The 25,038-nt window shown below is 66.0% G+C and carries 24 protein-coding genes; 11 read left to right on the plus strand and 13 right to left on the minus strand.

All coding sequences use genetic code 11. The annotated features are described in order from the left end of the window. Window positions 1-4: 4 nt before the first annotated feature. The 6 genes from cysK to ubiE form a co-directional block, all read right to left on the minus strand. Complete coding sequence (gene cysK, locus IGS74_RS19800) at window positions 5-1,012, minus strand: cysteine synthase A (RefSeq protein ID WP_280940219.1); 1,008 nt, start codon at window positions 1,010-1,012, stop codon at window positions 5-7. A gap of 153 nt (window positions 1,013-1,165) precedes the next feature. After that, window positions 1,166-1,927 carry a class I SAM-dependent methyltransferase gene (locus IGS74_RS19805; protein ID WP_192388507.1) on the minus strand — a complete coding sequence of 254 codons (762 nt, stop codon included), beginning with the start codon at window positions 1,925-1,927 and terminating at the stop codon, window positions 1,166-1,168. A gap of 11 nt (window positions 1,928-1,938) precedes the next feature. After that, the gene (gene dut, locus IGS74_RS19810; RefSeq protein WP_192388509.1) at window positions 1,939-2,385 is read right to left on the minus strand and encodes a dUTP diphosphatase; all 447 of its coding nucleotides are present in this window, start codon (window positions 2,383-2,385) and stop codon (window positions 1,939-1,941) included. Beyond that, the gene (gene coaBC, locus IGS74_RS19815) at window positions 2,382-3,599 is read right to left on the minus strand and encodes a bifunctional phosphopantothenoylcysteine decarboxylase/phosphopantothenate--cysteine ligase CoaBC (protein ID WP_192388511.1); all 1,218 of its coding nucleotides are present in this window, start codon (window positions 3,597-3,599) and stop codon (window positions 2,382-2,384) included. The genes dut and coaBC overlap by 4 nt, the downstream gene beginning before the upstream one ends. A gap of 4 nt (window positions 3,600-3,603) precedes the next feature. Continuing rightward, window positions 3,604-5,184, minus strand: a complete 1,581-nt coding sequence (gene ubiB, locus IGS74_RS19820) for a 2-polyprenylphenol 6-hydroxylase (RefSeq protein WP_281413071.1) — start codon at window positions 5,182-5,184, stop codon at window positions 3,604-3,606. 5 nt (window positions 5,185-5,189) lie between these two features. Next, on the minus strand, window positions 5,190-5,969 hold the full coding sequence (gene ubiE, locus IGS74_RS19825; RefSeq protein WP_039195568.1) for a bifunctional demethylmenaquinone methyltransferase/2-methoxy-6-polyprenyl-1,4-benzoquinol methylase UbiE: 780 nt from the start codon (window positions 5,967-5,969) through the stop codon (window positions 5,190-5,192). A gap of 131 nt (window positions 5,970-6,100) precedes the next feature. On the opposite strand from ubiE, the gene mutM reads away from it, so the two are divergent. Further along, window positions 6,101-6,997: a bifunctional DNA-formamidopyrimidine glycosylase/DNA-(apurinic or apyrimidinic site) lyase gene (gene mutM, locus IGS74_RS19830; RefSeq protein WP_192388516.1), complete on the plus strand. Its 897-nt coding sequence runs from the start codon at window positions 6,101-6,103 to the stop codon at window positions 6,995-6,997. 195 nt (window positions 6,998-7,192) lie between these two features. Then, window positions 7,193-7,462, plus strand: a complete 270-nt coding sequence (gene rpsT / locus IGS74_RS19835; RefSeq protein ID WP_039195570.1) for a 30S ribosomal protein S20 — start codon at window positions 7,193-7,195, stop codon at window positions 7,460-7,462. Between the two features lie 850 nt (window positions 7,463-8,312). On the opposite strand, the gene IGS74_RS19840 is transcribed toward rpsT, so the two are convergent. Continuing rightward, complete coding sequence (locus IGS74_RS19840) at window positions 8,313-9,092, minus strand: outer membrane beta-barrel protein (RefSeq protein ID WP_192388518.1); 780 nt, start codon at window positions 9,090-9,092, stop codon at window positions 8,313-8,315. A gap of 396 nt (window positions 9,093-9,488) precedes the next feature. Here IGS74_RS19840 and IGS74_RS19845 point away from each other — a divergent pair, with 396 nt between their 5' ends. Further along, complete coding sequence (locus tag IGS74_RS19845) at window positions 9,489-10,130, plus strand: cyclic nucleotide-binding domain-containing protein (RefSeq protein WP_246722750.1); 642 nt, start codon at window positions 9,489-9,491, stop codon at window positions 10,128-10,130. Here IGS74_RS19845 and cydC read toward each other — a convergent pair. Then, the gene (gene cydC, locus IGS74_RS19850; RefSeq protein ID WP_192388522.1) at window positions 10,119-11,768 is read right to left on the minus strand and encodes a thiol reductant ABC exporter subunit CydC; all 1,650 of its coding nucleotides are present in this window, start codon (window positions 11,766-11,768) and stop codon (window positions 10,119-10,121) included. The two genes, IGS74_RS19845 and cydC, sit on opposite strands and share 12 nt — an antisense overlap. Continuing rightward, on the minus strand, window positions 11,765-13,519 hold the full coding sequence (cydD, locus tag IGS74_RS19855; protein ID WP_192388524.1) for a thiol reductant ABC exporter subunit CydD: 1,755 nt from the start codon (window positions 13,517-13,519) through the stop codon (window positions 11,765-11,767). The genes cydC and cydD overlap by 4 nt, the downstream gene beginning before the upstream one ends. A 175-nt stretch (window positions 13,520-13,694) precedes the next feature. On the opposite strand from cydD, the gene IGS74_RS19860 reads away from it, so the two are divergent. From IGS74_RS19860 to hemN, 4 genes are read left to right on the plus strand one after another with little or no spacing between them, the layout of a single operon-like run. Continuing rightward, a complete protein-coding gene (locus IGS74_RS19860) occupies window positions 13,695-15,281 on the plus strand; it encodes a cytochrome ubiquinol oxidase subunit I (RefSeq protein WP_192388526.1) in 1,587 nt (528 codons plus the stop codon). A 27-nt stretch (window positions 15,282-15,308) separates the two neighbouring features. After that, window positions 15,309-16,457 carry a cytochrome d ubiquinol oxidase subunit II gene (gene cydB / locus IGS74_RS19865; protein WP_192388528.1) on the plus strand — a complete coding sequence of 383 codons (1,149 nt, stop codon included), beginning with the start codon at window positions 15,309-15,311 and terminating at the stop codon, window positions 16,455-16,457. Between the two features lie 18 nt (window positions 16,458-16,475). After that, a complete protein-coding gene (gene cydX / locus IGS74_RS19870) occupies window positions 16,476-16,628 on the plus strand; it encodes a cytochrome bd-I oxidase subunit CydX (RefSeq protein WP_192388531.1) in 153 nt (50 codons plus the stop codon). A 1-nt stretch (window position 16,629) separates the two neighbouring features. After that, on the plus strand, window positions 16,630-17,955 hold the full coding sequence (gene hemN, locus IGS74_RS19875; RefSeq protein ID WP_192388533.1) for an oxygen-independent coproporphyrinogen III oxidase: 1,326 nt from the start codon (window positions 16,630-16,632) through the stop codon (window positions 17,953-17,955). Here the strand turns inward: hemN and IGS74_RS19880 are convergent. Continuing rightward, a complete protein-coding gene (locus IGS74_RS19880) occupies window positions 17,939-18,589 on the minus strand; it encodes a hypothetical protein (RefSeq protein WP_192388535.1) in 651 nt (216 codons plus the stop codon). The genes hemN and IGS74_RS19880 overlap by 17 nt on opposite strands. A gap of 191 nt (window positions 18,590-18,780) precedes the next feature. On the opposite strand from IGS74_RS19880, the gene IGS74_RS19885 reads away from it, so the two are divergent. Then, window positions 18,781-19,179, plus strand: a complete 399-nt coding sequence (locus IGS74_RS19885; RefSeq protein WP_192388537.1) for a DUF305 domain-containing protein — start codon at window positions 18,781-18,783, stop codon at window positions 19,177-19,179. A gap of 259 nt (window positions 19,180-19,438) precedes the next feature. Here the strand turns inward: IGS74_RS19885 and IGS74_RS19890 are convergent, their stop codons facing one another. The 3 genes from IGS74_RS19890 to IGS74_RS19900 form a co-directional block, all read right to left on the minus strand. Further along, entirely contained in the window at window positions 19,439-19,879 is a 441-nt protein-coding gene (locus IGS74_RS19890) for a glyoxalase superfamily protein (RefSeq protein ID WP_192388539.1), read from the minus strand. Window positions 19,880-20,082: 203 nt separating this feature from the next. After that, window positions 20,083-20,445, minus strand: a complete 363-nt coding sequence (locus IGS74_RS19895; protein WP_192388541.1) for a DMT family protein — start codon at window positions 20,443-20,445, stop codon at window positions 20,083-20,085. 157 nt (window positions 20,446-20,602) lie between these two features. Beyond that, the gene (locus IGS74_RS19900) at window positions 20,603-21,616 is read right to left on the minus strand and encodes a LacI family DNA-binding transcriptional regulator (RefSeq protein ID WP_246722752.1); all 1,014 of its coding nucleotides are present in this window, start codon (window positions 21,614-21,616) and stop codon (window positions 20,603-20,605) included. Window positions 21,617-22,023: 407 nt separating this feature from the next. On the opposite strand from IGS74_RS19900, the gene denD reads away from it, so the two are divergent. From denD to ugpC, 3 genes are all read left to right on the plus strand, one after another. After that, window positions 22,024-23,013, plus strand: a complete 990-nt coding sequence (gene denD, locus IGS74_RS19905; protein WP_192388543.1) for a D-erythronate dehydrogenase — start codon at window positions 22,024-22,026, stop codon at window positions 23,011-23,013. A 47-nt stretch (window positions 23,014-23,060) separates the two neighbouring features. Further along, entirely contained in the window at window positions 23,061-23,828 is a 768-nt protein-coding gene (locus IGS74_RS19910; RefSeq protein WP_039195581.1) for an SDR family oxidoreductase, read from the plus strand. A gap of 67 nt (window positions 23,829-23,895) precedes the next feature. After that, window positions 23,896-24,963, plus strand: coding sequence for a sn-glycerol-3-phosphate ABC transporter ATP-binding protein UgpC (gene ugpC, locus IGS74_RS19915; RefSeq protein WP_039195582.1), 1,068 nt, complete (start codon window positions 23,896-23,898; stop codon window positions 24,961-24,963). Window positions 24,964-25,038: the final 75 nt, after the last annotated feature.

The raw sequence follows: 25,038 nt of genomic DNA on the forward strand, positions 1-25,038 counted from the left end.
CCCCTTAGATGGCGCCGCCGGCCGGACGGTCGGCAGGCTTGGCAGGCTCTTCGTCGCCCAAGCCCTCGAACAGCGCCGTCGACAGATAGCGTTCGGCGAAGGAAGGGATGATGACGACGATGGTCTTTCCCTCATTCTCGGGGCGTTGGCCCACCTTGACGGCGGCCGTCAGCGCCGCGCCGGACGAAATGCCCACCGGGATGCCTTCGATCCTGGCCAGAAGACGGGCGTTTTCGAAGGCGTCGTCGTTGGAAACCGTCACCACCTCGTCATAGACGGTCTTGTCCAGGATCGGCGGCGCGAAGCCGGCACCGATACCCTGGATCTTGTGCGGCCCCGGATTGCCACCCGACAGGACGGGCGAAGCCTCCGGCTCCACCGCCACGATATGCACGTCCGGCTTGCGCGCCTTCAGCACCTGCCCGACGCCGGTGATGGTGCCGCCGGTTCCGATGCCCGATACGAAGATATCGACGTTGCCGCCCGTATCGTTCCAGATCTCCTCCGCCGTGGTTATGCGGTGGATCTGCGGGTTTGCCGGGTTCTCGAACTGCTGGGGGATGACCGCGTTGGGCAGTTCCGCCTTCAGTTCCTCGGCCTTGGCGATGGCGCCCTTCATGCCCTTGGCACCCTCGGTCAGGACAAGATCCGCACCGAGAAGGCGCAACATCTTGCGCCGCTCGAGCGACATCGTCTCCGGCATCGTCAGGATGAGGCGATAGCCCTTGGCCGCCGCCGCGAAGGCCAGCGCGATACCCGTGTTGCCGGATGTCGGCTCCACCAGGACAGTCCGGCCGGGCTCGATCGCGCCATCGGCCTCCAGCTTCTCCAGCATGGCGACGCCGATGCGGTCCTTGACGGACGAGATCGGGTTGAAGAACTCCAGTTTGGCCAGAAGCTTCGCCTTCACGCCCTTTTCGGCGGCGAATTTGTCGATGCGGACCAGCGGCGTATCGCCGATCGTGTCCAGGATGGAATCGTAGACGCGTCCGCGTCCGTGCGTCCGCGCGATCTGGTCGTTGACCGTCTTGTCCATGGTGCTCTCCCGTCTTCTCATCGTCCAGTCTAGCCGCCAGGGCGGTTTCGACGCCAGGTTGCAACACCACGCCACGGCGACGACTTGGAGAAAATTCTGCCCGACAAACGCCTGGCGACAACAATTTGTTCAGGCGGCGCGCGCCTCGACCATCATGACGTCCAGCATGAAAGAGCCGTCGTCCTCGATGGCGAAATGCCGGCGCACGGACTGCGACGCGCCGTCCTGCAGCTTGCGTATGACGCGGGCATTCTCGTCCGGAGTGCGCATCCGCGCTATCCACACCTTGAAGTCCATCCGGACCCTGAACATGCGCGAATTTTCGACGGCAAAACCCGTGCGCGCCAGCACCGCCATCCATTCGGCCGGACTGTAGTCGCGGACATGCGAGGTGTCGCGCAGAAGCTCCACCGCCTGCAGGTGGGTATCGGCAAGCGCCGAACCGGCCGCGACCGCGTCGATGAAAACCGCCGGCGATCCGGATTTCAGGACGCGCCGTGCCTGGCGGATGCCGGCTTCGAGATCGCTCCAGTGATGCGCGGAATAGCGGCAGGCGAGAAAGTCGAATGCGCCGTCCTCGAATGGCAGCGTTTCCACAGCGCTTTCGACGGTCAGAAGGTTGCCCAGACCCCTGTCCGACGCCGTCGCCGCGACGGCGGCCAGCATGTCGGCAGACAGGTCCACGGCCGTCACCTGCGTCGCATGGGCTGCGAGACGATAGGCGACGTGCCCCCCGCCGGTGCCGAGGTCCAGCGCGTTTTCGGGGCGCTTTGCCGCGACGATGCGCTCGAGGGCTTCCAGATCGGGCCCCGACGCGTGAACCGCACTCGCCACGTAAGCCGCCGCCTGCGGCCCGAACTGCGATACGACATGCGTTTCATGCTCTTTCATGACACCTGCCCTCACTGTCCCGTGGAGCCGAAACCGCCGGCTCCGCGTCCGGTTTCCGCAAGATCGTCGGCCTCGGTATAGCGGGCGCGCGTAACCGGCGCCACGACGGCCTGCGCGATCCGCTCGCCGCGCCGCACTTCGAATGCGGTGTCGCCAAGATTGACGAGGATCACCTTCACCTCGCCGCGATAATCGCTATCAACCGTGCCCGGCGTGTTGAGAAGGGTGATCCCGTGGCGGGCCGCAAGGCCCGAACGCGGCCGGACCTGCATCTCGTAACCGTCCGGTATCTCGAAGCACAGGCCGGTCGGCACCAATGCCCGGCCCATCGGCGGTATCTCAAGCACGTCCGCGACGGCGGCGCGCAGGTCGGCGCCCGCCGCCCCGGCGCTCTCGTAAGCCGGCAGAGGCATGTCCGCGGCATGCGGCAAGCGCTTCACCTTGACGTCGATGCTCATTCCATATCCCCCAGCATGGTGGCGAAGCGGCGGGCCAGCCGCCGGGCGACTTCCGCTTTCGGCAATTCCGGCCAGTCCTCGGCACCCGCCGCCGTCAGAAGATGGACGCGGTTCCGCGTGCCGCCCATCACATCGCCGGACACGTCGTTTGCAACGATCATGTCGGCGCCTTTGCGCTCAAGCTTGGCCCGCGCATTGCCCATCAGCGACGATGTCTCGGCCGCGAAGCCGACCACCAGGCGCGGCCGTCCCGGACCGTGGCCGATCGTCGCGAGAATGTCCGGATTTTCGGCGAGCGCCAGCGGCCCCGGCGCCTCACCGACGCGCTTCTTGATCTTGTCGCTCGCCTGTTCCGCAGCCCGCCAGTCGGCGACGGCGGCGACGAAAACGCCGATATCGGCCGGAAGTGCGGCCTCCACCGCGGCCAGCATCTGCAAGGCCGTCTCCACCCGCACGACATGCACGCCCGCCGGATCGGGGATGGAGACCGGGCCGGAGACCAGCGTCACCTGCGCGCCGGCCTCGGCCAGGGCCTCGGCCACGGCGTGGCCCTGCCGCCCGGACGAGCGGTTGGCGATGTAGCGCACGGGGTCGATCGGCTCATGCGTGGGGCCGGACGTCACCACGGCGCGACGGCCGGACAGCGGCTTGCCCCCCTGGGCGGCCAGCCGGGCTTCGACCGCGGCAACGATGGCCAGCGGCTCGCTCATGCGGCCAAGTCCGCTTTCGCCCGCTTCGGCCATTTCCCCGTGCTCGGGACCGACGAAGCCGATGCCGTCCCGTTCAAGCAGGGCTGCGCTGCGCCGGGTGGCAGGGTGCATCCACATGGCCGGGTTCATTGCCGGAGCAAGCAGGATGGGGCAGCGCGCCGCCAGCAGCACGGCGCCGGCCAGGTCGCCGGCCAGGCCGGCAGCCATCTGCGCCATGCGATCGGCGGTCGCCGGCGCGACGAGGATCAGGTCCGCCTCGCGCGCCAACCGGATATGGCCGACATCCTGTTCATCGTCGCGCGAGAAAAGATCGTCGTAGACGTGCGTTGCCGAGAGCGCGCCCACGGCCAGCGGCGTCACGAACTGCGCTCCGGCCGCCGTGAGGATCGGCGTCACGGCGGCGCCGCGCTCCCGGAGGCGGCGGATGAGGTCGAGCGCCTTGTAGGCGGCGATGCCGCCGCCGACGACCAGGAGAATGCGTTTTCCCGAGAGCGTGCTCTCCATCGCCCTACCTCAGAAGCAGGCTGGCGGCGATCGCCGCCACGCCGATAGCCGTTATCCATTGCGCGATATGCCCGAACAGGATGCCGGCCTTGGTATCCTGCGCCAGTTCCTGCAGGGAATCGTCGTTGATGCGGATGCCGTTGTCGACCAGGTCGGGCAAGTGCTTGCCGAGCACCTCCAGCCCGACCGCATAGTCGGGCAGGCGGCGGCCGATCTTCACGATGGCCTCCAGCACGTCGCGCAGCTCCGACAGCTTGGCCGCGGGGCCGAGTTCGCCACGGATATAGTCGGACACGACGGGTTCGGCGGCTTCCCACATGTTGAACCTGGGATCGTAGCTTCGGGCGACGCCTTCCACCACGACCATCGTCTTCTGCAGCAGCACCAGTTCGGGCCGGGTGCGCATGTCGAACAGTTCCGTCACCTCGAAGAGCAGGGTCAGCAGGTGCCCCATGGATATGGTTTCCGCCGGCTGGCCGTGGATCGGCTCGCCGATGGCGCGCAGTGCCTGCGCGAAGGACAGGACATCCTGGTTGCGGGGCACATAGCCGGCCTCGAAATGCACTTCGGCGACGCGTCGGTAATCCCGGCGGATGAAGCCGTAGAGGATCTCCGCCAGGAAGCGCCTGCTGTCCGACGAGAGGCGGCCGACGATGCCGAGGTCGACGGCCACGATGGCGCCGTCCGGTGCGACGAAGAGATTGCCCTGGTGCATGTCGGCATGGAAGAAGCCGTCCCGCATCGACTGGCGCAGGAAGTTCTGCACGACATTGACGCCGAGCGCCTTCAGATCGTGCCCGGCCGCGGCAACGCCCGCGACGTCGCTCATCTTGATGCCGTCGATCCACTCCATCGTCAGGACGTCGCGGCCGGTCCGCTCCCAGTCGACGGCCGGAACGCGAAAACCGGGGTCGTTGCGGATGTTCTCGGCCATCTCGGACGAGGCGGCAGCCTCGAGCCGAAGGTCCATCTCGATCCGCGTACTTTGCGCCAGCGTATCGACGACGGCCACGGGCCGCAGGCGGCGCGACGAGCGCACGAAACGCTCCATCATCCGGGCGATGAAGGCAAATGCGTTCAACTCGCGGCGGAAGCGGGCGCGCACGCCGGGGCGGATGACCTTCACGGCCACGTCCCGCTCTCCGTCCGGCGTCCGCACGCGCGCCTTGTGCACCTGCGCGATGGACGCCGCGCCCACCGGCTCGCCGAAGCTCAGGAAAAGGTCGTCGATGGTGCGGCCAAGCGATGCCTCCACCGTCGCGATGGCTAGTGCGGTCGGGAACGGCGGCACGCTGTCCTGCAGATGGCCGAGCTCCAGCGCCAGGCTCTGTCCGACGATGTCGGGCCGTGTCGCAAGAAATTGGCCGAGCTTCACATAGGATGGGCCCAGCCGGTTCAACGCCTGCGACAGCCGTTCGGAGCGTGCCTTGCGCCGCGCCGAGCGCCGCGCCACCAGGCCGGCCAGCCTGTGCGCAAGTCGCGGCCCGGGTGGCAGCCCTTCGGCCGGCAGGGCCGAGATCACGCCTTCGCGCATCAGCACCCAGCCAGCGCGCAGCAGCGCCACGATACCGTACAGCGAACCCAGCAAGGTCAGATCTTCCAGCCGGAATGGATGGCGGCGATGCCACCCGACAGGTTGCGCCAGGATACGCGTTCGAAGCCGGCCGTGCGGATCATCGACGCGAAATTCTCCTGATTGGGAAATTTGCGGATCGACTCGACAAGATACGCATAGGATGCCCGATCTTTGGCCACTGCCTCGCCGATGGCGGGAATGGCCCGGAAGGACCAGGCGTCGTAGACCTTATCGAGCACCGGAAGATCGACCTCGGAGAATTCGAGACACAGGAAACGGCCGCCCGGCTTGAGCACGCGGTAGGCCTCGGCCAGCGCAAGGTCGATGCGCGGCACGTTGCGGATGCCGAAGGCGATGGTGTAGGCGTCGAAATCGCCGTCCGGCAAAGACAGGCTTTCGGCATTTCCTTCCACGAAGGTCAGATTGTCCTGGAGGCCGCGCTTGGCGGCGCGTTCCGCGCCGACGCCGAGCATCGAGGCGTTGATGTCCAGCACCGTGCCCTGCGCATTGCGCCTCGACGCCTCGACGATGCGGAAGGCGACGTCGCCGGTTCCGCCGGCCACGTCGACGAAACGCCAGCCCGGCCGGCGCGACGGGGCCAGCCAGTTGACCAGCGCGTCCTTCCACAGGCGGTGCATGCCTCCGGACATCAGGTCGTTCATCAGGTCGTAGCGGCTGGCGACGCGGTGGAACACCTCGTCCACGCGGGCCTGCTTCTCTGCCTTGCCGGAGACGGTCTCGAAGCCGTAGGAGGTTTCCATGCCATCGGCGTCGGTGATGCGGTTGCGCGACATAAGCGAAAGCCTTCTGGTTCGGGATCGGCCCTTCGATTCGAGACCGGCCGATCGCGCGGAAACCTGTAAAGCGTTTCCCGCGCCAAGGGAAACGCGTAAACAGCCGCGTCGGCACCAACTCAGATAGGGCCATGCCTGAGCTACCGGAAGTAGAAACCGTACGACGCGGGCTCGCCCCTGCGATGGAAGGCGCCACCATAATCTCGGTTGCGCTCAACCGGGCCGACCTGCGGTTCCCCTTCGATGGAGATTTTGCGCAACGGCTTGCCGGCCAGCGCATCCTGTCGCTGTCGCGCCGCGCCAAATACCTGCTTTGCGAGTTGGAAACCGACGACATCCTCGCCATGCACCTCGGCATGTCGGGATCTTTCCGCATCGAAAGGCCGCATGCCGAAGCGGACAGGCCCGGCCTTTTCCACCATCCGAGGGCCGAGGGTCGCCTGCACGATCATGTGGCGATCCATCTCCAGCGGCCGGACGGCTCCACGCCCAGCATCGTCTACAACGATCCACGCCGCTTCGGCTTCATGCGTCTTCTGACGCGTGCGCAGATGGCCGAGGACCCGATGTTCCGCAACCTCGGCGTTGAGCCGACGGGCAACGCGCTGTCGCCCGGGTATCTCGCCCTGCGCCTCGCCGGCCGGGCAGCGCCCCTGAAGTCCGCCCTCCTCGACCAGACGATCATTGCCGGGCTCGGCAACATCTATGTGTGCGAGGCGCTGTGGCGGGCACGCCTGTCGCCGCGCAGGAGCGCGGGCTCCCTCGTCCGCGCCTCCGGACAGGCGACGGAACGGCTGGAGCGGCTGACCGTCCATATCCGCGAGACCATCGCCGACGCCATAGCGGCCGGCGGCTCCTCGCTGCGCGACTACCGGCAGGCCGACGGCAGCCTCGGCTATTTCCAGCATGCCTTCGCCGCCTACGACCGCGAGGGACAGCCCTGCCGGCACGAAGGTTGCGCAGGCACCATCGCACGGATCGTGCAGTCGGGCCGCTCGACCTTCTTCTGCCCCGTCTGCCAGCGTTGAGACACTGAATCTCGGTTGACGCTCAGCGCCATATTCCCTATAAGGCGCGCCATGTTCAGCCGCTACGAGAGTCGCGGCTCCATCCCTCTTTGTCGACCTTCGGGCTGCAATGCGGGATCACCGACATCCAGACATGCGCGCCAGCAAGGCCTTTCGGGCACTGCCGGGGCGCGGCAACAGAAGAGAGACTTCGACATGGCCAATACCCCTTCGGCCAAGAAGGCTACGCGGAAGATCGCGCGCCGGACGGCTATCAACAAGGCGCGCCGCTCGCGCGTTCGCACCTTCCTCCGCAAGGTTGAGGAAGCCATCCTCGCCGGCGACAAGGCCGCTGCCACGGCAGCCTTGAAGGCATGCGAGCCTGAAATGGCCCGCGCCGCTTCGAAGGGCGTGTTCCACAAGAACCTCGTTTCCCGCAAGATTTCGCGCCTGTCGAACCGCGTCAAGGCCGTCGCCGCCGCCTGATCCATCTGGCGCAGCGTTCCAATACGAAAAGCCGGGTGCAGCCTCTGCGCCCGGCTTTTTGACGTTCCTGCGGCATACACGATCTGGTCGTACGTCCATGCCGCCTGACCTCCGGTCGCCCACCGTCGCCCTTACCCCCTCGCCTTCCCATTGCTCGCCGCACACGCCCCGCCCAGCCGGCGGGCACGAAAAGGAGCTCCCGGGTTTCCCGGAAGCCCCTGTTCGTTTCCTGATACCGCGCAGCCGGTCCGTGTTCTGGTTGCAGCGGACGCGGCCCTTGGGCCCACGCAGTGCCGGAGCCGTCTCTCCGTCCGCTGCATCCGCAGACACCCCGCCCCCCTCTTCCAATTGTTCGCTCCACACGCTCCGGCCAAACGACAGGGCATGAAAAAAAGGCGCTCCCGATTTCCCGGAAGCCCCTTTGTAGTCTGGCTGCCTGCAGCCGTCCCGTTTCTTAGTTGCAGCGGACGCGGCCCTTGGGCCCACGCAGTGCCGGAGCCGTCTCTCCGTCCGCTGCATCCGCAGACACCCCGACCCCCTCTTCCAATTGTTCGCTCCACACGCTCCGGCCAAACGACAGGGCATGAAAAAAAGGCGCTCCCGATTTCCCGGAAGCCCCATTGTAGTCTGGCTGCCTGCAGCCGTCCCGTTTCTTAGTTGAAGCGGACGAGGTCCTTGGGCCCACGCAGTGCCGGAGCCGTCTCTCCGTCCGCTGCATCCGCAGACGCCCCGGCCCACTCTTCCAATTGTTCGCTCCGCACGCTCCGGCCAAACGACAGGGCATGAAAAAAGGGCTCCCGGTTTCCCGGAAGCCCCTTTGTAGTCTGGCTGCCTGCAGCCGTCCCGTTTCTTAGTTGAAGCGGAACGAAGCCTTGGCCCACACGGTGTGGAAGTCGAGGTCCGACGAGGACGTCGTCGTCACGCTGCCACCCGCGCCGCCGGCGACCGGGGTATAGGTGACATCGAGCTTCGAGTCGCCGAGGTCGGTGTAGAGGTACTCGACGCCGAGCGAGAAGTTCTGCGTCACAAGGTACTCGACGCCGGCGCCAACCGCGTAACCGACATCATCCGTGTCTTCCGAGACGGAGACATCGTACAGGGCGGGAGCAGCGCCACCGACGGACAGCGTAGCGGTGCTGCTGCCGAGGTAGTTGTTGCTGGTGTCGCCGTAAGCGAGACCACCCGTGGCGTACACGGCGAAGCGGTCAGCCGCGTAGCCGAGCTTGGCGCGGACGGTACCGACATAGTCGATGTCCTGCTGCGCACCGTAAACCACCGTCGAACCCGGCAGCGTGTAGGACGAAGCCGTCGAGGCATCGATGTAGTTCAGGTCGGCGACGGCACCAATGAGGAAGTTGCCCATCTGGTAGTCGTAACCGACGTGACCACCGCCGATGAACGAAGCTTCGCCATCATCGCTGGAACCGATGAAGGACGAGTCCGTGGAGAACAGGCCCGAGTCACGGTTGAAGGCAACGCCGGCCTGGCCACCGACGTAGAAGCCGGTCCAGGTGAAGGCAGGCTCGTAAGCGACGACCGGAGCCGGAGCCGGCTCTTCATAGATGACGTCCGCAGCCACGGCGGGCGTAACGAAAGCGGCCGAAGCCAGAAGAAGTGCGAAACGGTTCATTGCAGAACCCCCCATGTCTGTGGCCGGATCCAGTCGGTGCGTCCGAAGGCTTGGCCGTTGCTCTTGAGTGTTGCGTACCGACTAAATGGGGTAACCGCCAGTTGAAAATAGTGGGGTTTCAGAGATCGGGCCTGGGTGTTGCATATCAAACACAAGTTGTTGTTCGGCCTGCGACACAGTAATTAACGTTGCGTTACCAGCCGGTCCCGAATATGCGTCGGAATGACGCAGCACCGGCAACTTCATGCGGTACTTTGCGCGGATGGTTAAGGATTGATGAACACGATAGCCGGCGTCGCATCACCCACTCCCGTGCCGTGCGAGACGTCATGCGCTTCCTGCGATGTCCGCGCTCTGTCGCTTTGCGCGGCGCTTCGCCAGGACGACCTGTCTGCGATGGAACAGGTTTCGACGGTGCGCAACCTCGCGCCGGACGAGATCCTGATCCACGAAGGCGATCCGGCGCGGCGCGTCTATACCTTGACCAGGGGTATGTTGCGCCTGTCCACGATCCTTGCGGACGGCCGCCGGCAGATCACCGGCTTCCTGATGCCCGGCGATTTCCTGGGCCTTGCCGACGAGGAGACGGTTTCCGCCACGGTCGAGGCCGTGACGCATTCGACATTGTGCGCCTTTGCCCGCACCGACATGGACCGGCTCCTGCATGACCATCCAGCGCTACAGGCAAGGCTGATGCAGTTTACGCGCGCGGCGCTTCGCGAGGCACGGGACGGGCAGATCATGCTGGGGCGGCTGGCGCCCGTGGAGAAGCTGTCGAGCTTCCTTCTGGTGATGTCGACGCGGATGGCGGCGCGCGGCCTGCCAGCAAATCCGGTTCCGATACCGATGTCGCGAATGGATATCGCCGATTTTCTCGGCCTCACCGTCGAGACGGTCAGCCGCAGCTTCACCAAGCTGCGCAATCAGCATTTGATCCGGCTTTCCGACGCCCATCACGTGGACATCGTCGACCGGCGCGCCTTGGCGGCCGTCGCCGGCATCGACCAGGCCCAGGAGGCCCGGCACTCATCCCGATAAGCCGCCGTTTACCGTCAGCACCGTGTCGACGGCGCCGGCAGGCAGGTCGGCGTGGGTGGCGATGACGACGGTCCGGCCCCGGCAGGCCCGGCGGATGTCCGCGAAGAAGGCTGCCTCCGTTTCCGCGTCCAGCCCGGAGGTGGGCTCGTCGAGAAGCAGGATCGTCGCCCTGGTCAGAAGAATGCGCGCCAGGGCAAGCCGCCGCCGCTCACCCGCGGACAGGATATGCCCGGCCTCGCCGACCTCCGTGTCGAGCCCGTCCGGCAGGGTGCGCACCGCGGCTTCCAGCCGCGCATCGGCGAGGGCCCCCCATAGATCGTGTTCGGCCGCGTCCGGATCGGCAAGCAGCAGATTATCGCGCACGGTGCCGAGAAAAATGGGCGCTTCCTGTTCCAGCAGGGCGACGCGCGCATAAAGGGCGGCCTGTACGGCATCCTTTGTCGATACCGTGCCGATGCGGATCGTCCCCGCGCGCAGCGGCGCCAGTTGCAGGACCGATGCAAGCAAGGTCGACTTGCCACTGCCGCTCGGGCCCTCGATGGCGACAACCGAGCCTTGCGGCACGGTCCAGTCGAGCGGACCGACGGGCGACGCGCCGTCATAGCCCGCGACCGCGGAGTCGAAACGCAGGTCGCCATCGGGAATATGCTCCACGCCCGCATGGCGCGGCGTCGCCCCGTCCGATGACGTTGCGATCTCCTGCAGGCGCTCGGCGGCGGTTTCCGCCGCGCCCAGTCGTGCGACGCTGCGCGTCAGACTGGCGGTCGTCTCGAAGCTTGCCAGAGCGGCCAGCAGCAAGCCGGCCAATGCCGGACCCGAGAGCCGGCCGTGTGCCACCGCGTCCGTCCCCGGCACCAGCACCAGAAGCAACGCGGCGCCGGTCAACGCCTGAATGGACCCTTGCGCAAAGGCGGCCCGGTCCGCGATATCGATCCGGGCCCTGCCGAGCGCGGCTGCCGCCGCATCGAACCGGTAGAGAAAGCGGTCGCGGCACCCGAAGCCGAGAATCTCGGACCGGCCGTCGACACCGTCCAGCGCCATCATGCGCAAGCCGGTCATCGCTTCCACCGCATCGCGGCCGGCCCGGCGGGTGGCCAGCGTCAGCAGCAGCGGGACACCGATGGCGGCCGCCGTGAAAGCGCCAAGATAGCCGATGGCGGCAGCCGGCAGCACGAACCACAAGACCAAGCAGAGCGCCGAGCCAGCCAGAAGCGCCGTGGCCATCGGTCCGATCGCCAGCAGAAAAACGACGTCCAGGGTGTCCACGTCGGCCGTCAGGCGCTGGATCAGGTCGCCCCGACGCAGGCCCTTGCCCAGCGGACCGGCATTCGGCATCAACCGGGTGAACAACCAGTGCCGCAACTGCGTCAGGGCCTTCAATGTTGCGTCGTGACCGCTCATCCGTTCGCCATAGCGGGACAGGATGCGCAGGAGCGACAGGCCGCGCACCGCAGACGAGGGCCCGAACAGGTTGAACGCAGCCCCGGCGCCGGCCAGGAACGCCGCCGTCAGGAACCAACCGGATATAGCGAGAAGCCCGACGCCGGCCGCAACCGTCACTACAGCCATCAGCAGCGCCACCATGAAGGCGCGATAGTGCCGCATGAACAGCGGCCCGAATGACAGCAGCGCTCTCATGCCGCGTCCTTTCCGACCAGGCGGACCCGCGCGGCCCGCCCGCCACAAGGAACGAGCACGCCGTCCGCGAAGCGCAGCACCGTTGTCATCCGGGCGGCGGCACCGGATGAATGCGTCGCCATGACCAGCATCCGCCCCTTGGCGAATGCCAGAATGTTGGCCATCAGCTCGTCTTCGGTCGCGGTATCCAGGTGCGCCGTGGGCTCGTCCAGCAGGATCAACGCGGGATCGCGCAGGAACAGGCGCGCCAGGCCGACACGGTGCGCCTGCCCCCCGGACAGGCCGTAGCCGCCTTCACCGATACGCGTTTCCAGCCCGTCCGGCAGCCGCGCGGCAAAGCGTTGAACCAGCGCGGCATCGGCGGCCCGCCGAATATCGGCATCCGTGGCGTCGGGCCGGGCAAAGCGGATATTGTCGGCGATGGTGCCGTGGAACAGTCGCGGCGACTGGCCGATATGGCAGATCGTTTCGGCACGCCGGCCCCAGGACGATTTCAGGAGATCGGTGCCGCCGAGACGGATCGTTCCGGCCGCCGGTGCGCGCAGTCCGGCGATGGTTTCGATCAGGGTGGATTTGCCGCATCCGCTGGCACCGATGATGCCAAGATGCCGGTCGGCTTCGATGTCGAGGCTGAAGGCGTGCAGCAATGGCCGCCCTCCCGGAGCTTCCAGCACAAGGCCCCGCAATGCCAGATCGGTCGGGCGCCCGGCCGCCGGCGGCCGCGCCGTGCCTGTATCTGGCACCGGGCGATCTTCGGCATAGTGTGCTTCGATCATGGCGACGGCCGCCATGGCCCCCGTGCGGTCATGATAATGGGCCGCCAGCAAACGCAGCGGCTGATAGACCTCGGGGGCTATCATCAGGCAGAACAGGCCGGCCGCGAGGGTAGCGTCGGCACCGGCAGAGCCGATCATCCCCAGATAGGCGAGCCCGATATAGAGTGCGACACCGGCGACGCCGAGGGCCGCGAACAGCTCCAGCACCGCGGACGACAGGAAGGCGATACGCAGCACCCGGAACGTCCGCCTGCGCAAGGCGTCGCCCCGCTCCATCAGCAGGTGCGCCTCGTCATCCACCCGCCCCAGCAGGCGAATGGTCAGAAGGCCGCGCAGCCGGTCGGCGAAGAAGCCGGACAGGCGGGCCATCGCATCGGCCTGCGCATCGCTTGCCGCCTGGGCACCCCAACCGACCAGCGCCATGAATAGCGGAATCAGCGGCGCCGTCACGATGAAAAGCAGCGCGACGACGATATCCACCGGCAGGACGATGGCCGCGAAGGCGATGGGCAGGATTGCCGCCTGGACCATGGCCGGCAGGAAACGCGCATAAAAGCCGTCGAGCGCGTCGACCTGCTCGACGATCGTCGATGCCACGGCGCCGCTTTCGGGCCGCACCGGTGCGAGGGGCCCCTGCAGATAACCGGCCATGATCCGTCGGCGCACCTGGCGCTTGATCGCTTCCGCGCCGCGCGCCGCCGCGCGCTCGCCGAGCGCCGACAGCATCGCCCGCGCCAGGATCAGGCCGGCCAGGCCGGCAATCCGTGCATCCAGATCGGCCAGCATTGCGCCCCGTACCGCGACGGCATCGACGATGCCCGCCAAAAGCCACGCCTGCCCGACAAGCAGCAGGCCGGCGGCCAACGGCAGCACGAGGCCCGCCTTCAGCGCCATGCCGCCATCGGCGCGGCGTGCCCGCAGCCATCGCCCGTGGCGCCGTGCCGTTTCGCGGTCGTGTCTCGTGGTCGTCGTCATGGGCGGTCGTCCCGGTTCATCCGGCATACCGATAAGGCGACCGCCGAACGCGGACATTGATTTGAATCAATGCGGGCGCCGGGCGCCGCTCCTACAGCTCCCTCCGACACCGCAACCTGCCCCGCCCGTATCGAGACTCAAATCGACGGTCCGGCCAAGAGAAGCGAATGAAACCATGATCGATCTGACGGTCGTCGACCTGTCGCGGCTGCAATTCGCGGCAACGGCGATGTACCACTTCATCTTCGTGCCGCTGACGCTCGGCCTGTCTTTCCTGATGGCCATCATGGAGAGCGTCTATGTCATGACCGGGCGCGACATCTGGCGCCGCATGACGCTGTTCTGGGGCACGCTCTTCGGCATCAACTTCGCCATGGGCGTGGCCACCGGCATCGTCATGGAATTCCAGTTCGGCATGAACTGGGCCTATTACAGCCATTATGTCGGCGACGTCTTCGGCGCGCCCCTGGCCATCGAAGGTCTCATGGCCTTCTTTCTGGAAGCCACTTTCGTCGGCCTCTTCTTCTTCGGATGGGACAGGCTTTCCAAGGTCCAGCACCTCTGCGTCACGTGGCTGGTCGCCCTGGGCGCCAACTTCTCGGCGCTCTGGATCCTGATCGCCAACGGTTGGATGCAGAACCCCGTCGGCTCTACCTTCAATCCCGATACGATGCGGATGGAGATCACCGATTTCATGGCGGTGATCTTCAACCCGGTCGCACAGGCCAAGTTCGTCCATACGGTCAGCGCGGGCTACGTTACCGGCGCCATGTTCGTCATCGCGATCAGCGCCTACTTCATCCTGCGGGGCCGACACCTGGAACTGGCCAAGCGCTCCATCGCAGTCGCCGCCAGCTTCGGCCTCGCGGCGTCGCTTTCGGTGGTCGTCCTCGGCGATGAAAGCGGCTACGCGGCCACCCAGCACCAGAAGATGAAGCTGGCGGCCATGGAAGCCATGTGGCACACCGAGCCCGCGCCGGCCGGTTTCAACCTCTTCGCCATCCCCGGCGAGGGGCAGAACCGCTTCGAAATCCAGGTCCCCTACGCCCTCGGCCTGATCGCGACGCGCTCCCTGACGGGCGAGATCCCCGGCATTCTCGACCTCGTCGAAACCTCCGGCCATCGCATTGCCAATGGCCTCGAAGCCTATCGCGCTTTGCAGGCCATCCGCGCCGACGGTACCGACGCATCCGCCCGGGCGCAGTTCGCGCAGGCATGGCCCGACCTTGGCTATGCGTTGCTGCTCAAGCGCTACCGCGAGGATATCCTCAACGCCACGCCGGAAGAGATCACTGCCGCCGCGCTCGACACCGTCCCTGGCGTCGCACCGATGTTCTGGTCCTTCCGCATCATGGTGGCGCTGGGCTTCTATTTCATCGCCTTCTTCGCCTTCGCCTTCTGGCAGACGAGCCGGCACCGCATCGTGGAAAGCCGACGCTTCCTCAAGCTGGCGCTCGTCAGCCTGCCGCTGCCCTGGGTCGCCATAGAGGCCGGGTGGTTCATCGCGGAGTACGGGCGTCAGCCCTGGGCGGTCGAAGGCGTGCTACCAACCTTCTATGCCGCCTCCGACCTGTCGGTGACCGACCTTGCGATCAGCCTCGGCTTCTTCATCACGCTCTACACCGTGCTGGCGGTCATCATGGTTCTCCTGATGCTCAAGGTCATCAAGGCCGGCCCCAGCGGGCACAACCTCGTCATGGACGCCGTCTCCGGCGCACCCGTCACGCCGAAAGGCGCGACAGCCACCCCGGACCGGCACTGAACGACGCCGCAAACAGGATATCCGAAGATGACCGATATTCCCCTCGACTATGAAACCATGCGGCTGATCTGGTGGGCGCTGCTCGGCATCCTGCTGATCGCCTTCGCGGTGACCGACGGCTACGACCTCGGCGTCGGCACGCTCCTGCCCTTCGCCGCGCGCAGCGACGAGGAGCGCCGCATCCTCCTCAACCTCATCGGCCCCACCTGGGAAGGAAACCAGGTCTGGCTGGTCCTCGGCGGCGGCGCCATCTTCGCGGCCTGGCCGGCGCTGTATGCCGTGTCGTTCTCCGGCTTCTACCTGGCCATGATCACCGTGCTGCTTGCGCTGATCCTTAGGCCCGTCGGCTTCAAGTTCCGTGGCAAGGTCGCCGATCCCCGCTGGCGCACGCTGTGGGATTGGGCCCTGTTCATCGGCGGCTTCGTCCCGGCGCTCATCTTCGGTGTTGCCGTCGGCAACGTCCTGATGGGGGTTCCCTTCGGCCTCGACGCGGCCATGCGTCCCAGCTATGAGGGAACCTTCTTCGGTCTCCTGCGCCCCTTCCCGCTCCTGTGCGGCGTGCTCAGCGTCGCCATGCTGACGATGCACGGCGCCGGCGTGATCGCCACCCGGACGCGTGGCGCGGTTGCAAATCGCAGCCGAACCTATGGGCGGATCGCCGCCGTCCTGACGCTCATCCTCTTCGCCCTCGGCGGATTGTGGATCGCCTATGGCATCGACGGCTACCGCGTCACCAACGCGATCGTCACCACGCTGCCCTCCAACCCGCTCAGCAAGTCGGTTGCGCTTGCGCGGGGCGCATGGCTCGCCAATTTCAGTGCCCATCCGTGGATGATGGCCGCCCCGGCACTGGGCTTTCTCGGTGCACTCCTGGCCCTTGCCGGCCTGTCTGCCAGAAACGGCTGGCTGGCGATCGGCGGTTCCAGCCTGTCCGTCACCGGCATCGTCGCCACGGCAGGGGTGTCGATGTTCCCCTTCCTGCTGCCCTCGTCCCTGAACCCCGTCATCAGCCTGACGGTCTGGGATGCATCGTCGAGCCATCTCACCCTGTTCATCATGTTGCTTGCGACGCTCATCTTCCTGCCGCTCATCCTGGCCTACACCACCTGGGTCTATAGCGTCATGCGCGGCCCGGTGACGGCCCAGAGCATCGAGCGCAACCCAAACGCCTACTGACGGAAGGAACAAGTCGCCATGTGGTATTTCTCGTGGATCCTCGGTGTCGGCCTTGCCTGCGCCTTCGCCATCCTCAACGCGATGTGGTTCGAAATGCGCGAGGATCGACTCCTGGCGCGGCCGGCCGACGGCCCGGCCCATGGAACGCAGGCAACCCGGCGGAACGGCTAGGATGAACGCCGTGGAGCGTTATGCGGCCGTGTCCGTTCCGCGCTATACGTCATATCCGACGGCGGCGGATTTCGACGCCGCCGTCGGCCCGCGCGACCATGCGCGCTGGCTGCGCGACCTCGACCCGCAGGAGGCGGTCTCCGCCTATATCCACGTGCCTTATTGCCGGCGCCTCTGCCATTATTGCGGATGCCACGCCAAGATGGCGCGCCGCGACGATGTCATAGACGCCTATCGCGACAGACTGATGGAAGAGATCGAGCTTGTCTCCGGCCTATGCGGCGGCCGCATCCCGATCGGCCGGCTGGCCTGGGGTGGCGGCACGCCGTCCATACTGGGCGCCGAGGGGCTTGTCCGCGTCGTCGATGCGCTGGCCCGGCATTTCGATACATCGGCCATTCGGGAACACTCCATCGAGCTAGACCCGCGCCACGTGTCGCCGGAACTCTGCCGACGCCTGGCCGATATAGGTGTCGACAGGGCAAGCCTCGGCGTTCAGGACGCGGATCCGGCCGTGCAGCGGGCCATTGGCCGCGAGCAGCCCATGGTTATCGTCAGGGCCGCCATGGACATGCTGCGCAATGCGGGAATCGCCCGCATCAATATCGACCTGATCCATGGCCTGCCCGAGCAGACGGAACGCAGCATCGTCGCGACCTGCCATGCGGTCGCCGCGCTGCGGCCGGACAGGATCGCCTGCTATGGCTATGCCCACCTTCCCCATCGACGCGCCAACCAACGGCTCGTCGATACGCAGCGGCTGCCCGGACCGATCCTGCGGCTCGCACTGGCAGAGGCCGTGTGCGACACGCTGATCGGCCACGGTTACGGGCGCATCGGCATCGACCATTATGCCCTTCCCGACGATCCGCTGGCGCAGGCCACGCGCGCGGGCCGGCTCCACCGCAATTTCCAAGGGTATACGGACGACGAAAGACGCAGCCTGATCGGCTTTGGCGCATCGGCGATCTCGCAACTGCCCGGAGGCTTCGTCCAGAACGAACCCGGGGTCGGTGCTTATTCGCGGATGGTAACGGAAGGGCGGCTCGCAACGCGGCGCGGACACGCACTCTCGGAAGATGACCGATGCCGTGCCGCCATCATCGAGGCGCTGATGTGCAATCTGCGGATAGATCTCGGCTCGGATGGAAGCCGGTTCGCCGACGAGATCGCCCTCCTTCGGCCCTATGTGGCGGACGGGCTCGTCCGGGTCGCCGGAACGCGTATCGAGATGACGGAGGCAGGCCGCCCCTTCGTACGCCTGGCCGCCGCGGTCTTCGATCGTTATCGAACCGAGGGCGGCATGCGCTTCAGCGGAGCCGTGTGACGGGCTGCGTCATCGCACCGGCCGCCTGCATTTGATACTGCTGGAAGGCAGCCACCATCACATGAACCGCCAGGCAGGCAAGCACGACATAGGCCATCGTCTCGAAGGTCTCCTCGAAGAAGACGCCCATCGACCAGACGGGGAAGTATGGCACAATCGCTTCGGCTGCGGCGCCAAGGCCGACGAGGGCGGCAGACAGGACGAAGGGCCAGCCGCGCAGCGACACGGCATAGGCCCAGAACTGCGGGATGAGCCGCCAGCGCAGAGCCAGATACGGAAGGCCGAGCGCCAGCAGTGCGATCGTCTCGTGCAGGCGGAACGTGTCCGTATGGAGGTACGCCGTAACCGGTCCGCTGACCGGCAGTTCCAGTTCGCGCAGGAAGAACACGATGCACAGCAGGACCATGCCGAAGCTTGCCATCCGGCCGGCGCCGCGCTGATAGATCGCAGCACCCACGAACAGGAAGATCGACAGCGCCAGCACCACTTCCTGAGCGCGCTCGAGCGGCCCCTCCTCGATGGAGGCCGCCTCGAAACCCAGAAGGCCGGCGGCAGCGAAGGCCAGCACCAGCGTTGCCGCCAGCACAGTGAACGTCCAGCCGGCAAAGCGACGCCCAACGGAGAAGGTGTTCATAAGCCCTCCATACGATGACAGCCTTATGAACGGTCATCCTTCTGTCACGCAAGGTTAAATATTCGCCAACGGCTCACATTTGATCGACCTGCGAATTACAGTTTGACCCTCCCCACGGTTGGAAGGACTACCAGTGTCGGCATCACTGGCGCCGGCCGCGTGGCATGGCCGAAACGGAGTTCGACAACCTCATGAAGCGGTTTTTCCTTACAGCGGTCCTTGCGGCCATGGCCGCGGGCGGCGCATTGGCGCAGGACACCGGGTCCCATGCCGGACACGACATGTCGGTCACGACATCGGCGACGACCGCGTCCCCCGCCGCCGAAGCCTACACGGATGCGATGGACAGGATGCACGGTCCGATGATGGAGGGTGTCGCCAACGCCGATCCCGACGTCGCCTTCGTGCTTGGAATGATTCCGCATCACCAGGGTGCGATCGACATGGCGAAGATCGTGCTTGAATACGGCAAGGATGATTTCACCCGTGATCTGGCGCAGGAGGTGATCGCCGCCCAGGAAAAGGAAATCGCCGGGATGCGCGACTGGTTGAAGCAGCGCGGCATCGTGGAACCCACCGCACCCCAGTGATGCCTGCATGGATGAAATGAAACATCCAGGCTGAACTGGTCGGAACAATGTGTCGCACCCGGCGTTGAATGCACGAACTCAAGAGGAGAGAGACGCCGTGAACATCTTTTACATCATCGGGGTTGTTGTCGTTATCATCGCAATCCTCAGCTTCCTCGGCCTTGCATAAGATCTGCCGGAGGGGCTCTCAGATGAATCCTCGTGAAAGGGCTCCGGACATCTCCGGAGCCCTTTTGCATGTTGCGCTTTATGCCTCGGCCTAGAGATGCGCCAGCCGCATGACCGGCTGGCCATTGCCGCGCAGTTCGGGCGACACCCCGTCGGCATTCACCGTTGCAGTGACGCGCTGGCGCAGGGTCTTGAACATAAGGTTCGGCGTGACGTCGACCGGCGTGTCGAACTGGATCGTCACCGACAGAAGCGGACGGCTGCCAAGCAGCCTGACACCGATGACAAGGCCCTCGAAAGGCCGCTCGAGGTAATGGCCGCCGACCCGCATTCCGACCTGGAAGGGCGCGGCTGCGTGCTCCGGCAAGGTGGCCCGCGCCGTATTCCAGTCCCGGAAGCCATGCGCCCTGGCGACCTCCTCGAGGGCCGCTCCATGCGTCATGGCAACGCCGGCCCGTGTACGGCTCTCGCGCAGGGATTTCGCCTCGGACTTGAGAGTCCGGGCGCTGATTGTGTCGAATGTGATGCTCATGTCGGGTCTCTCCGAACGTAGAGAGGCGGCTTCCTGCATGGTGCCCGCATTGCCACGATGCGCCCCGGAGATAACACCGATGGATCGCAAAAAGGCTGGACTTCACCAAAGGCCCGACTTCGGGCCCGCGGGCGGCAGGTGCCAGCGACCGAAGCTCAATATCGTTTCTTCGGGTTACGGTTTCAAGTCCCGCGAGCGCGGCCCTACAAGCGCAGCGGACCCTTGAAGATGAAGAAGGCCCCGAGCGCGATCAGGCCGAAGCCGACAAGATGGTTCACCGTCAGGCGTTCGCCGAGATAGGTGACCGAAAACACCGCGAACACGGCGAGGGTAATCACCTCCTGCATCGTCTTCAATTCCGCCGCCGAGTAGACGTGCGCACCGTAGCGGTTTGCGGGAACGGCGAGGCAATACTCAAAGAAGGCGATGCCCCAGCTGACCAGGATGACGGCCCAAAGCGGCTTGTTCTCGAATTTCAGGTGGCCGTACCATGCAAAGGTCATGAAGACGTTGGAGCAGAGCAGCAGCAGGATCGGCAGAAGGCTGGGCGAGACGAATTGCGTCATCGGACTTCAGAATTTCCCGAACAGGCGGCGGAAACGCGCGACGCGCAGACGGCACATCCGGCCAGTGTTGGATAGGCAGTCGAAAACCCGTAGGCGGAAATGATCGCGCCTGCAATGGCGGGCCCTGGACGCTCTCACCGATGCGCGTTGCGCCCTGTCAGGCGGTCGCCCCCGGGACGATGGTGAAAGGCACTTGCAGACGCTGTGAGGGCTCGCTGGAAAAGACCTTCAGCGCCGCGATCTCGCCGACTTCGACGCGCGGCGTCAGGACGGTGGCCAGCGGCAGCGGCGCCGCCCGGCCGATATCGAGCCCGTTGTAGCCCATGATCGCCAGTTGCCCCGGCACGTCGATCCCGCGCGCCATGCAATGGAACAGCGCGCCGACCGCGTAATCGTCGTTGGAGCAGAACACCGCGTCCATGGGGACGCGCTCCACAAGCAGCGACTCAAGGGCGGCACGGCCGAGTTCGGTCGATGATTCGCCGTCCAGTTCACGGATGGCGACGAGATCCAGTCCGGCCTCGCGCAGGATCTCCCGGAAGCCCGCACACCGTTTGGCGCTGCGCCGGTCGCTGGCGAAGTCGCGGCCGATATAGGCGATCTTGCGATAACCCCGTTCCAGAAGGTGCCTGGCGCAGGCGCGCCCGGCCTCGCGATGGGAGAAACCAATGACGATATCCACGCCTTCGCCGTCGAGATCCAGCAGTTCCGCGACGCGGATATGGGCGGCATCCAGCATCTGGCGCGTACGATCGGTATGCTCCAGCCCCACCAGCAGCAACGCCGAGGGCCGCCAGGCCAGCATCGAGGCCACCAGCGCCTCTTCCCTTTCGATGGAATACTCGCTCACCCCGATCACGGCCTGCTGGCCCGTGCGGTCGAGCTGGCGCGCGACCCCGCGCAGGAGATCGGGAAAGACGACGTTGTGCAGCGAGGGAATGACGATTCCGACCAGGTTGGACCCGGCCGAGGCAAGGGCGCCCGCCAGCCTGTTCGGCACATAACCGAGCTTTTCCACGGCCTGCAGCACGCGGTCCCGCGTTCTGGCGGAAAAGGAGCCCTGATTGCGTAGCACGCGCGATACCGTACTGGCACCGACGCCGGCTTCGCGGCTGACTTCCCGAAGCGTCACGGCGGACATGTCCACCGGTTGCCCGTGACGATCCTTCATATCGGAACCCCTCCCCCCGGGGTGGGATGCGCCGGCGCGCTCATCCCATGCGACGAGCGTCCGGTTCGTGCCGCACGAAATCGTCATACTTTTTTTGGCAGCGCTGCCAGAATGCGCTTGGCAGAGTGATCGCAATTCGCTAGGCGTAACGCAAGCGCTACCAGAAAGATGGCGCAGGAAACGGAAGCCGGATGTCGGCTCCAGTACGTAATTCTGGTTCTACGGCCACTCCGGAAGCCCGGAAAGGCCGGTCGGGGGAGGCTTTCATGAGCGTCATGCGCATGCCGGCGGACTGCGGGGTTTCGGCCTGAGGGCCGTTCAACGTCAGACGTCGCGGCTTTTCCCCTTCCTACTGTCTTGAGGTTCCGGGCGGTCGGCGTTCCGGGTCATGAATGGAAGCAGGCGCAATGCATGTACTGATGATCGGGGCGGCCGGAATGGTCGGCCGCAAGATACTGGACAAGGTGGCCGCGGAGCCCGAGGCGCTGGGCGCGGACATCGACAGGCTGACGCTTGTCGACGTGGTGAAGCCCGAGGCGCCCGCGCAGCTTGGAGCCGTGGCGACCGGCGAGGCGGTGGACTTGTCCGAGCCGGGCGTGGCGGAACGGCTCATCGCCGGCCGGCCGGACCTGATCATCCATCTGGCCGCCGTCGTCTCGGGCGAGGCGGAAGCCGATTTCGACAAGGGCTACCGCGTCAACCAGACGGGCACGCACGCTTTGCTGGAGGCGATCCGCCACGAGGGCATGAAGCAGCCCTACAAGCCGCGTGTGGTGTACGCCTCGTCCATCGCGGTCTACGGCGCGCCCTTCGACGAGACGATCGCGGAGGATTTTGCGCTCTATCCGCTCACCAGCTACGGCACGCAGAAGGCCATCGGCGAGCTTCTGCTGGCCGATTATTCCCGCAAGGGGTTCCTGTCGGGCATCGGCATTCGCCTTCCCACGATCTGCATCCGCCCCGGCAGGCCCAACAAGGCGGCCTCCGGCTTCTTCTCGAACATCCTGCGCGAGCCGCTTGCCGGGCAGGAGGCCGTCCTGCCCGTGGACGAAAGCGTCCGGCACTGGTTCGCCAGTCCGCGCTCGGCGGTGGGCTTCTTCATCCATGCTGCGACGATGGATCTTGCACCGGTCGGGCCCCGCATCAACCTGACCATGCCCGGCCTGTCGGCAACCGTGGGCGAAGAGATCGAGGCGCTGCGCCGCGTCGCCGGCGACAAGGCCGTGCGCCTGATCCGCCGCGAGCCGGACGAGACGATCCAGCGCATCGTCGCCGGCTGGGCCACCAATTTCGACGCGCGCCGCGCGCGTGAACTCGGCTTCACCGCCGAAACCGATTTCGACGCGATCATACGCGCACATATCGATGACGAGCTCGGCGGGCGCATCGCCGCCTGAGGCGGCAGGCGGAACCAGACGACAGGACAAGACACAAGGGCATCGCAATGAGCAATGACAGGAATGGCGACGGCAAGGTCGCCATCGTCACCGGCGGCGGAACGGGTATCGGCAAGGCCATCACGCGGGAGCTTGCGGAAGCGGGGTTCAACGTGGTCATCACCGGGCGCCGCAAGGACGTTCTGGAAGCGACCGCCGCCGAGCTGTCCTCCAGTGGCGCGGTCACCGCCGTGGCGGCGGACATTTCCCGGCCTGCCGATGTCACGGCCCTGTTCGACAGCGTCGTCGAGCGTTTCGGGCGCGTCGACCTGCTGGTCAACAACGCCGGTGTCAACGCCCCCTCGAAGAAGTTGGAGGATGTCGACTTCGACGAGTGGAACACCGTGGTCGCCGCCAACCTGACGGGTGCGTTCCTGTGCACGCAGGCCGCCGTACGGCAGTTCAAGGCGCAGTCGCCGCAGGGCGGGCGTATCGTCAACAACGGCTCCATATCCGCCACGACGCCACGCCCCAATTCGGCGCCCTATGCCGCCACCAAGCACGCGATCACCGGGCTCACCAAGGCGACCTCGCTGGAGGGGCGGGCCTTCGACATCGCCTGCGGGCAGATCGATGTCGGCAATGCCGCCAGCGAGATGACGACGACGATCTCCAAGGGCGTGCTGCAGGCAGACGGCAGCACGGCGGCGGAAGCGACCATCGACCCGAAACTGGTTGGCGAGGCCGTCCGCTACATGGCCGGCCTGCCGCTGAGCGCCAACGTGCTCACCATGACCGTCATGGCCAACAGGATGCCCTTCGTCGGCCGCGGCTGACGGGACACCGAATCAAAGGCAAACCGCGCCCCGGGAGAGAGGCGGCGCGCTTGCGGGAGGAGCAAGAATGGCATCTGTCGATATCGTCGATGTGCGCAAGAACTACGGCGCCCACCCAGTCATCAAGGGCGTCAACATCGACATCGAGGATGGCGAATTCGTCATCCTTGTCGGTCCGTCCGGCTGCGGCAAATCCACCCTGCTGCGCATGCTGGCGGGTCTGGAACACATCACCTCGGGCGAGATCCGCATCGGCAACAAGGTGGTCAACGACCTGCCGCCCAAGGACAGGGACATCGCCATGGTGTTCCAGAACTATGCGCTGTATCCCCACATGACGGTGGGCGACAACATGGCCTTCTCGCTCAAGCTCAAGGGCGCATCGGCCAGCGAGATCGAAACGCGCGTCAAGCCGGCGGCGCAGATCCTGGGGCTGTCGCATCTTCTCGACCGCTTCCCGCGCCAGCTCTCGGGCGGCCAGCGCCAGCGCGTCGCCATGGGGCGTGCCATCGTGCGCGACCCGCAGGTGTTCCTGTTCGACGAGCCCTTGTCCAACCTGGACGCCAAGTTGCGCGTATCGATGCGCGCCGAGATCAAGAACCTTCACCAGCGCCTGACGACGACCACGGTCTACGTGACCCACGACCAGATCGAGGCCATGACCATGGCCGACAAGATCGTCGTCATGCATGACGGGATCGTGGAGCAGGTCGGCAAGCCGCTCGACCTCTATGACAGGCCCGCCAACCTGTTCGTCGCCGGCTTCATCGGCTCGCCGGCCATGAACATGGTGTCCGGGCGGCTGGACCCCAACGATCCGACCCGCTTCGTCACCGGCGACGGGACGGCGTTGCCGGTAGGTCGGCCGCCGGCTTCGGCGCATGGAAAGGACCTCGTCTACGGCATGCGCCCGGAGGCGATGACGCTGTCCGCGTCCGGCGTGCCGCTGCAGGTCGTGGTGATCGAGCCGACCGGCTACGAAAGCCAGGTCGTGGCCAGGCTCGGCCAGTCCGAAATCAGCTGCGTCTTCCGCGAGCGCATCACCGTCGCGCCCGGCGAGACGATCCACGTCGCGATCGACCCGAACGCCATTCACCTGTTCGACGCCAAGAGCGGCCAACGCCTCGTCGACTGATCCGTTCGCCGCGCAGGATCCGGGATGGGCGCGGCACGAGGATAAGTCCCGGGGAAACGCAGGGAGGAACAAGAA

It is taken from the genome of Aureimonas sp. OT7 (assembly GCF_014844055.1).
Classification (GTDB): domain Bacteria; phylum Pseudomonadota; class Alphaproteobacteria; order Rhizobiales; family Rhizobiaceae; genus Aureimonas; species Aureimonas altamirensis_A.

What these genes read in the sequence shown, in the direction of transcription:
- IGS74_RS19805 (WP_192388507.1), bottom strand. Translation starts at nt 1,927, where the DNA reads ATGAAAGAGCATGAAACGCATGTCGTATCGCAGTTCGGGCCGCAGGCG.
- dut (WP_192388509.1), bottom strand. Translation starts at nt 2,385, where the DNA reads ATGAGCATCGACGTCAAGGTGAAGCGCTTGCCGCATGCCGCGGACATG.
- coaBC (WP_192388511.1), bottom strand. Translation starts at nt 3,599, where the DNA reads ATGGAGAGCACGCTCTCGGGAAAACGCATTCTCCTGGTCGTCGGCGGC.
- ubiE (WP_039195568.1), bottom strand. Translation starts at nt 5,969, where the DNA reads ATGTCGCGCAACCGCATCACCGACGCCGATGGCATGGAAACCTCCTAC.
- mutM (WP_192388516.1), top strand. Translation starts at nt 6,101, where the DNA reads ATGCCTGAGCTACCGGAAGTAGAAACCGTACGACGCGGGCTCGCCCCT.
- rpsT (WP_039195570.1), top strand. Translation starts at nt 7,193, where the DNA reads ATGGCCAATACCCCTTCGGCCAAGAAGGCTACGCGGAAGATCGCGCGC.
- IGS74_RS19840 (WP_192388518.1), bottom strand. Translation starts at nt 9,092, where the DNA reads ATGAACCGTTTCGCACTTCTTCTGGCTTCGGCCGCTTTCGTTACGCCC.
- IGS74_RS19845 (WP_246722750.1), top strand. Translation starts at nt 9,489, where the DNA reads ATGGAACAGGTTTCGACGGTGCGCAACCTCGCGCCGGACGAGATCCTG.
- cydC (WP_192388522.1), bottom strand. Translation starts at nt 11,768, where the DNA reads ATGAGAGCGCTGCTGTCATTCGGGCCGCTGTTCATGCGGCACTATCGC.
- cydD (WP_192388524.1), bottom strand. Translation starts at nt 13,519, where the DNA reads ATGACGACGACCACGAGACACGACCGCGAAACGGCACGGCGCCACGGG.
- IGS74_RS19860 (WP_192388526.1), top strand. Translation starts at nt 13,695, where the DNA reads ATGATCGATCTGACGGTCGTCGACCTGTCGCGGCTGCAATTCGCGGCA.
- cydB (WP_192388528.1), top strand. Translation starts at nt 15,309, where the DNA reads ATGACCGATATTCCCCTCGACTATGAAACCATGCGGCTGATCTGGTGG.
- cydX (WP_192388531.1), top strand. Translation starts at nt 16,476, where the DNA reads ATGTGGTATTTCTCGTGGATCCTCGGTGTCGGCCTTGCCTGCGCCTTC.
- hemN (WP_192388533.1), top strand. Translation starts at nt 16,630, where the DNA reads ATGAACGCCGTGGAGCGTTATGCGGCCGTGTCCGTTCCGCGCTATACG.
- IGS74_RS19880 (WP_192388535.1), bottom strand. Translation starts at nt 18,589, where the DNA reads ATGAACACCTTCTCCGTTGGGCGTCGCTTTGCCGGCTGGACGTTCACT.
- IGS74_RS19885 (WP_192388537.1), top strand. Translation starts at nt 18,781, where the DNA reads ATGAAGCGGTTTTTCCTTACAGCGGTCCTTGCGGCCATGGCCGCGGGC.
- IGS74_RS19890 (WP_192388539.1), bottom strand. Translation starts at nt 19,879, where the DNA reads ATGAGCATCACATTCGACACAATCAGCGCCCGGACTCTCAAGTCCGAG.
- IGS74_RS19895 (WP_192388541.1), bottom strand. Translation starts at nt 20,445, where the DNA reads ATGACGCAATTCGTCTCGCCCAGCCTTCTGCCGATCCTGCTGCTGCTC.
- IGS74_RS19900 (WP_246722752.1), bottom strand. Translation starts at nt 21,616, where the DNA reads ATGAAGGATCGTCACGGGCAACCGGTGGACATGTCCGCCGTGACGCTT.
- denD (WP_192388543.1), top strand. Translation starts at nt 22,024, where the DNA reads ATGCATGTACTGATGATCGGGGCGGCCGGAATGGTCGGCCGCAAGATA.
- IGS74_RS19910 (WP_039195581.1), top strand. Translation starts at nt 23,061, where the DNA reads ATGAGCAATGACAGGAATGGCGACGGCAAGGTCGCCATCGTCACCGGC.
- ugpC (WP_039195582.1), top strand. Translation starts at nt 23,896, where the DNA reads ATGGCATCTGTCGATATCGTCGATGTGCGCAAGAACTACGGCGCCCAC.